Origin of the sequence: Micromonospora sp. NPDC049301, assembly GCF_040678715.1 — a bacterium.
Lineage (GTDB): Bacteria > Actinomycetota > Actinomycetes > Mycobacteriales > Micromonosporaceae > Micromonospora.
Window position 1 is genome coordinate 1 of sequence record NZ_JBFAQO010000021.1, and the last position, 6,921, is coordinate 6,921.

The 6,921-nt window shown below is 71.8% G+C and carries 6 protein-coding genes; 1 reads left to right on the forward strand and 5 read right to left on the reverse strand.

The features are described from left to right. Positions 1-200: 200 nt before the first annotated feature. The gene (locus AB0K07_RS30390) at positions 201-1,643 is read right to left on the reverse strand and encodes an MFS transporter (RefSeq protein WP_363760962.1); all 1,443 of its coding nucleotides are present in this window, start codon (positions 1,641-1,643) and stop codon (positions 201-203) included. Between the two features lie 74 nt (positions 1,644-1,717). Beyond that, positions 1,718-1,954 (reverse strand): hypothetical protein, encoded by a 237-nt coding sequence (locus AB0K07_RS30395; RefSeq protein WP_121656798.1) that lies wholly within the window; start codon positions 1,952-1,954, stop codon positions 1,718-1,720. A 158-nt stretch (positions 1,955-2,112) separates the two neighbouring features. Between AB0K07_RS30395 and AB0K07_RS30400 the strand changes: the two genes are divergently transcribed. Beyond that, entirely contained in the window at positions 2,113-3,273 is a 1,161-nt protein-coding gene (locus AB0K07_RS30400; RefSeq protein ID WP_363760967.1) for a geranylgeranyl reductase family protein, read from the forward strand. A gap of 227 nt (positions 3,274-3,500) precedes the next feature. On the opposite strand, the gene AB0K07_RS30405 is transcribed toward AB0K07_RS30400, so the two are convergent. The 3 genes from AB0K07_RS30405 to AB0K07_RS30415 all read right to left on the reverse strand — a co-directional run bounded on the left by AB0K07_RS30405 (position 3,501) and on the right by AB0K07_RS30415 (position 6,430). Then, entirely contained in the window at positions 3,501-5,291 is a 1,791-nt protein-coding gene (locus tag AB0K07_RS30405) for a 5'-nucleotidase C-terminal domain-containing protein (protein ID WP_363760970.1), read from the reverse strand. A gap of 141 nt (positions 5,292-5,432) precedes the next feature. Next, positions 5,433-6,092, reverse strand: a complete 660-nt coding sequence (locus AB0K07_RS30410; RefSeq protein ID WP_363760972.1) for a nucleotidyl transferase AbiEii/AbiGii toxin family protein — start codon at positions 6,090-6,092, stop codon at positions 5,433-5,435. After that, positions 6,089-6,430, reverse strand: a complete 342-nt coding sequence (locus AB0K07_RS30415; RefSeq protein WP_074312322.1) for a hypothetical protein — start codon at positions 6,428-6,430, stop codon at positions 6,089-6,091. The genes AB0K07_RS30410 and AB0K07_RS30415 overlap by 4 nt, the downstream gene beginning before the upstream one ends. Between the last annotated feature and the right edge of the window lie 491 nt (positions 6,431-6,921).

Consider the following 6,921-nt stretch of genomic DNA (forward strand, 5'->3'; position numbering starts at 1 on the left):
ACCGACGCCGCGCAGACCGTGCAGGTCTCGGCCTACCCCGACGCCTACGCCCAGTGGGAGCAGCAGGCCACCGACCTGGTCAGCAAGCACTGGAAGAGCTGACCCGCAACACCACGCACGACCGCAGGACACCGACCGCTGGCCGGCACCCCAAACCCGGGGTGCCGGCCAGCGGCATGTCTGGCGTACCCCTCGGGTTGTCAGTCCCTGGCGTGGTTGCGTGTGCGCAGGATGTCGATCAGTGCGGCGACCAGCGCGAGCGCGATGATCCCGGCGGCGAGCGTGAGTGACTGTTCGAAGGCCGTGGTCCAGTTGCCGTGGTTGTTGGCCAGCGACGAGAAGAACATCGACCCGACGGCGGCGATGCCGGCCGCCGCCCCGATCCGCTGACCGGTCTGGAGCATGCCGGCGCCGCTGCCCGCCTGAGGTACCGGCACCTGGGCGAGGGTGAGCGTCTGGTTGGGTGCGATCACCAGGCCGCTGCCGATGCCGGCGACGAGCAGCGGACCGGCGGTGACCCAGGGCGCCGGGGCGTCCGGCGCGAGGCGCAGCGCGACCACTGTCGCGGCCAGCCCGATCACCACGGCGAGCAGGCCGATGGCGACCAGTGGCCGGCCGAAGCGGTTGACGATGCGTCCGCCCAGCGCGGACGCTGCGGCCGACCCGAGGGCGAACGGGGTGATGGCCAGGCCCGCAACGAGCGCGCTGTAGCCGAGGCCGTTCTGCAGAAAGAGGGTGAAGATGAAGAAGATCGCGGTGAAGCCACCGAAGTAGACCAGAGCGATGAGCGACCCCAGGGTGTACGACTGGAAGCTGAACAACCGCAGGTCGAACAGCGGTTCGCGGTGCCGTGCGTACCACCGCTCCCAGAGCCCGAAGGCGACCAGCACCGTCAGGCCGGCCGGGATGAGCGCCCACTTCCACGGGGTCCGCCATTGCTGCTCCTGCACCAGCGGCAGCAGGACCAGCACCACACCCACGCCGAGCAGCAGTACGCCGATCGGGTCGAGTCGACGCCGGTCCGGCTGGCCCTCGGGCCGGCCGGGCAGCAGGCGCCAGCCGAGGATCGCCGCGAGGATGCCGACCGGCACGTTGACGAAGAAGACCCACCGCCATCCGTGCTCCTCGCCGCCGATCGCGATGAGCAGACCGCCGAGCAGCGGCCCGACCGCGGTGGAGATACCGATGGTGGCGCCGAGCACTCCGAACGGGCGGGCCCGTTCCGGTCCCCGGAACAGTTGCTGGATCAGCCCGATCACCTGGGGGTTGACCACGCCGGCGGCGGCGCCCTGCAGCAGGCGGGCGGTGACCAGCCACGCCGGGGAGGTGGCCAGACCGGCGAGCGCACTGGTCACGGTGAACAGCGCGATGCCGAAGACGAACGCGTTGCGCCGGCCGCGGGCATCACCGAAGCGGCCGGCCGGGACCAGCACCAGGCCGAAGGTGAGCGCGTACCCGGAGAGGACCCACTGCAGGTCGCTCGGTGAGGCGTGCAGCGCGCGTTCGATGGACGGCACCGCGACGTTGACGATGCTCACGTCGAGCAGGGTCATGAACGCGGCGACCAGCCCGACGCCGACGGCCTGCCAGCGTCGCCGGTTCTCCGCCGCGTCGACCGGCTGTGGCGAGCCCGCCGCACTCATCGTGCCCCCCGTTGACCGTCGATCATCACTCTCGACCGCTACCCCGGTCGCCGGGGGGCGAATCGTCGCGGGGGTTACGCCATCTGGCGGGCGCAGAACCGGGGGCCGAAGTCGAGGCCCGCCATCGGCGAATCCTCGCGGTGCAGCAGCCCCTTCTCGGTGAGCAGGTGCAGCGGGGCGTCCAACTGCTCCTGCGCCAACCCGGACTCTTCGGCGATCATGTCCGGGTACGGCACCTGCCCGCGCGCTTCGAGCGCGGTGACCGCCTGGTACACCCGTTGCTCGACCTCCGACAGTTGCACCTGCTGCATGACATCCTCCTTCGCTCGTCCGCCTCCACGCAGACGGTTGCGCTGCGCCGGTTACCCCCTGCGTGACCGAAGATGCCCACCCGATCGGGCGGCCGAGGCTGCCTGCGGGGATGCCCGGCGGCCGGGCCGGCTGGCGGACGGTGCCCTAGGCTGCACCCGTGATCGTCTGGGATCTCGTCGTCGTCGGCGCCGGCCCCGCCGGCCTCTCCGCGGCACGCGCCGCCGCCCGCGCCGGCGTCCGCACCCTGGTTGTCGAGCGGGCCGAGCACCCGCGCTACAAGACCTGCGGCGGTGGCCTGATCGGCACCTCACTGGCCGCCGTGCGGGACCGGATCGAGGTGCCCGCGCACGACCGGGTGACCCGGGTGACGTTCACCCGCGAGGGCCGCCGTGAGTTCACCCGCCGGCACGACAGTCCGGTGGTGACCATGGTGCGCCGCGAGGAGTTCGACGACCGGCTGCGCGCGGCGGCGGTCGCCGCCGGCGCGCAGATGCGTGAGCGGGTGGCGGTCCGCGCCATCGAACAGGACCCCGAGGTGGTACGCCTGCGGCTGGCCGACGGTACGTCGCTCGCGGCCCGCGCCGTGATCGGGGCGGACGGCTCGTCGGGGGTGACCGCCCGGCACGTGGGGGTCGCCTACCGGCAGGTGGACCTGGGGCTGGAGCTGGAGGTGCCGGTGCCGCCCGCGGAGCAGGAGCGCTGGCGGGGACGGCTACTGCTGGACTGGGGCACGATGCCGGGCTCGTACGGGTGGGTCTTCCCGAAGGGCGATCGGTTGACTGTCGGCGTGATCGCGGGCCGGGGTGCGGGGGAGGGGACCCGGGACTACCTGCGGCGGTTCGTCGACCGGTTGGGGCTGAGCGATCTGCCGGCGGAGCACGACTCGGGTCACCTGACCCGCTGCCGTGCCGAGGATTCGCCGTTGCGGCACGGCCGGGTGCTGGTCGTGGGGGACGCGGCGGGGCTGCTGGAGCCGTGGAGCCGGGAGGGCATCAGTTTCGCGCTGCGCTCCGGCGAGCTGGCCGGGGCTGCGGTCGCCGCCGGGGACCTGGCGGGATACGAGCGGGCGGTGGCCGAGCGACTGGTGCCGTCGATGCGGGCGGGGTACCGCCTGCTCGACCTGTTCACCCGCCGCCCGGAGGCGTTCCACGCGCTGTTGGCGACTCCGCCGGGGTGGCGGATGTTCGTCCAGTTCTGTCAGGGCCGGGCGAGCTTCGACGAGATGCTGACGCGCCGGCCGATCCGGGCGGCACTCGCGGTGCTGGACCGACTGCCCGCCCCGCGCCGGCAGCCCGCTTCGGCGTCAACCCGCTCCTGACGACGGGCTCCGGCCCCTGATCCGGTCTTCCCTGTGGTCCGCAGCGACCCTTCCCTCACCCAGGATCCTAGGATGCCTTAGGGGTGGTGACGGGGCGTGACCGCCCGGAGAGGGCCGACGACCCGGTCCGCTGGACCGCGCAGGGCTGAGAACGCCGAACGGGCCGCGGGTGTCGCCACCCACGGCCCGTCGCGGTACGCACCGGTTCGCCGACCGGCACACCCCGGTCAGAAGACCGGCACGCCCTCGCGTACGAGCCGCCAGTTCGGCTGGAAGAAGTCGGCCGGGTTGATCGTGCCCTTGGCCTGCGCCCAGTCGATGAGCAGCTGGCGGATCTCCTGCTGCGCGTTGTAGACCTGGGTCTTCACGATGCCGGGGAAGTTGCCGCCGCCGCTGCGCCGGTAGTTGTTCACCGCCACCACGAACTGCGCGTTGTCCGCCACCGGGGTGTCCGTGCCGGGCAGCACCAGCCGGGTGATCCGCTGGCCCACCGGCTTGGAGATGTCGATGTCGTAGTCCAGGCCGGAGATGGCGTCGTAGTTGTAGTCCGGCACCGCCGGGTCGCTGATCTGCTCCGGGTCAACCGGGGCGCCCGGCGCGACGGTGCGGAAGTACTTCGCCGAGTACTCCAGGTACGCGCGCACCTCGGCGCCGCTGAGCACGACCGCCTCGAGGGTGTTGTCGAAGACGTACAGCCCGGCGACGTCGCGGATCTTCACGTCACCGGCCGGGAAGACCGCCGTGCGGCTGAACGGCGAGGCCTGCGACAGCACCGGGAGGCCGGCGTACTGCGTGCCGGCCAGCGCCGTGGTGACCGTCTCGGCCTGGACGTGGTTGATGAAGTCCAGGATCGGAGTGTCCTTGTACCGCGACTCGACAGTGGACATCTCGACCGTCGCCTGCGCCACGACCTGGTTGACGTACGCCACGGTCTTCTGGTGCTGGGCCCGTACGGCGGCGAGCACCTTCGGGTCCTCCACCACCGTGTTGGTGTTCAGCATGCTGGCCCGCTTGGTGGTGATCTTCCAGCGGCCGTGCTGCCGGGCGAGCGTGAAGTCCATCCGGGTGAGGCGCTGACCCCACTTCGACGGCTCGGAGAGCAGCACCTGCTCGCCGGTCCGCTCGTTCGCGACGAACTTCTCCACGACCTCGTTGTGGGCGTGGCCGAAGAGGATCGCGTCGATGCCCGGCACCTGCTGGGCGATCAGCGCCACCGGGTTCTCGTTCGGCAGCTCCGGGCCGTAGCTGGAGGTGCCGCTGTCGCCGCCGTGCGCGGAGATCAGCACGAGGTCGGCGCCGCGGGCCCGCATGATCGGCACCCACTTCGCCGCGGTCGCGATCATGTCGTCGAAGCGCAGCTTGCCCTCGACGTTGCCCTTGTCCCAGATGGCCACGCCGGGGTTCGTCAGGCCGAGGATGCCGACCCGCAGGGTCGGTGCGGCGAAGCCGAGGGAGACCTTCTTGATGACGTACGGCAGGAAGGCCGGCTTGCCGGTCTTCGCGTTGACGGCGTTCGCGGCCAGCGCCGGGAAACCGAGCTGACGGATCCACAGGTCCAGCAGCGGCAGGCCGTAGTTGAACTCGTGGTTGCCCAGCGTCACCGCGTCGTAGTCGATGACGTTCATCGCGCGGGCCATCGGGTGCTTCTCCCCGGTGGCGGTGATCGGCTCCTGCTTGGCGTAGTACGTGGCCAGCGGCGTGCCCTGGATGGTGTCGCCGGCGTCGAGCACCAGCGTCGCCTTGCCGCGCCGCTCGGCGCGGATCTGGTTGATCAGGGTGGCCAGCTTCGCGACGCCGATGTCGTTGTGCTTGCTGTCGTCGTACTCGGCGTCGCGGTAGTAGTCCCAGTTGTAGACGTTGCCGTGGGTGTCCGACGTGCCCAGGAGGGTGAGGTCCCAGGTGCGCGACCGGGCCGCGCCGGCCGCCTGCGCGGGCGCGGCGGCGATCAGCGGGGCGGTCGCCGCCGCGGCCGCGGCGGCGAGCACCTGACGACGCGACGGGCCGGAAGGAGAGGTCATGACGTGCCTTTCCATGGGGGTGGACGCGCCTCGTGGGCGCCTCGCGCACCATAACCAGCAAGGGTCACGAGCGCCACGCCAGCCCCAGTCGTGCCCCCGGCCCGGCGGGTCGTCAGCGGTCGGTCGGCTCCGCGAACCGGGTCAGCGTGGCCAGGTGGCCAGGCGCTGTCGGACCCGGGCGACGTCGGCGGGGCCCAGGCCGTAGCGGCCGAAGCGCTGGTCGGGCAGCCGGTCCAGGTACCGCCCGGCGGCCCGCACGTCCGCCGGATCCAGTGCGGGGTCGACCTGCCGGGCCAGCTCGAGCAGCTCGGTCACGTCGTAGTGCTCCAGGGCCGCCGCCACGTCGATGAAGTCACGAACCTCCCGCCGGTTGACCAACGCCGCGATCTTGTTGGCGACCAGGTCGCGGACGTCCATCACCGGGCCGAGATCCATCACGACCGGGCTCTGCTGCCGGTCGAGCCGGGCCAGACTGAGCCGGATCTGCCGCCCGTCGCGGCTCACCACGAAGTCCTTCATGTCCCGGCCGTACCCGTCGAACAGGTCGGCGAGGTCACTGTCCGGGTCGGCGTCGGTGACCGTGAACCCGGCCCGCTCCAGCGCCACCCGTACGCCCGTGGAGGCGGCTGCGGCGGCGCCCTCCACGTCGGCGAAGAGGTCCACGTCCTCGGTGGGGCGGGCGACCAGACCGTGCGCCGCCCAGGCCACCCCGCCACCCAGCACGAACCGGTGCGGCCCGGCGGCGGCGAGCGCCACCCGCGCCACCTCGCGGTAGAACTCGTGCAGATGTGATGCGATCACGCCGCGCGCAGGCCCCGGTGCCGGCTCTCCCACGCCTGACGTACGCCGCGGGGCAGGTTCAGCAGCCGCCACACCCGGCGCAGCGTCCGCCCGTTGATCAGGACGCGCAGATCCTCGGCGCGGTTCGTCTCCCGCAGCACGTTCTCGTACATCCAGAGCAGCTGGTCGGGGTCACCGAGATCGAAGGTGCGCTCCGCGTTCCACATCAGCCGTACCGGCAGCTCCACCACGCCCCGGGTGGGCCCGGCCAGCTCGGCGAGCGTCCGCGCCACCACGGCAGGGCGACCCGGGCGGGCCAGGAAGGCCACGCCGGTCGTGGTGGGGGAGACGGCCTGCATGCTGTCAGGGTAACGCCCGTCGGTGCTGGTGTCGCTCACGACGTTCCCTCCGCTGGTGCGGCCTCGCTGTTTCGGTGCGTCTGGCTTGGCCCCACCCCGTCGGGGGTCACCGTCCGTCGTGATCCGCGCGCTGCGTCCGGCAAGCCCCACCCCGTCGGCGGTCGGCGTCCGTTCGTGAACCGTGCGCGCCGCTGGGGGCGGTTGTTGTCGTTGGCGATATACCTGTGAGTCATGAATATGCCTGTGAGGTATGGCGCTCACCGTCTACCTCGCCCCCGGGCGGCTTGGTCAGGGTGATCGACTCGGTGTCGCGGTGTCCCGGTGGGCGGGGATGCCCTGATGTCGGGGATGCGGAGTCGATCAACCGCTGATCGGCCGGTCTGACGCCGGGACGCTCGGTGTTCTGGCACCGGATGTCCGGTATCGGGGGTTCTGGCGTGTGGCCGGCTGCACTCGCTGGGGTGGAATCGGGGCGGGCCGGGGGTCGTTAC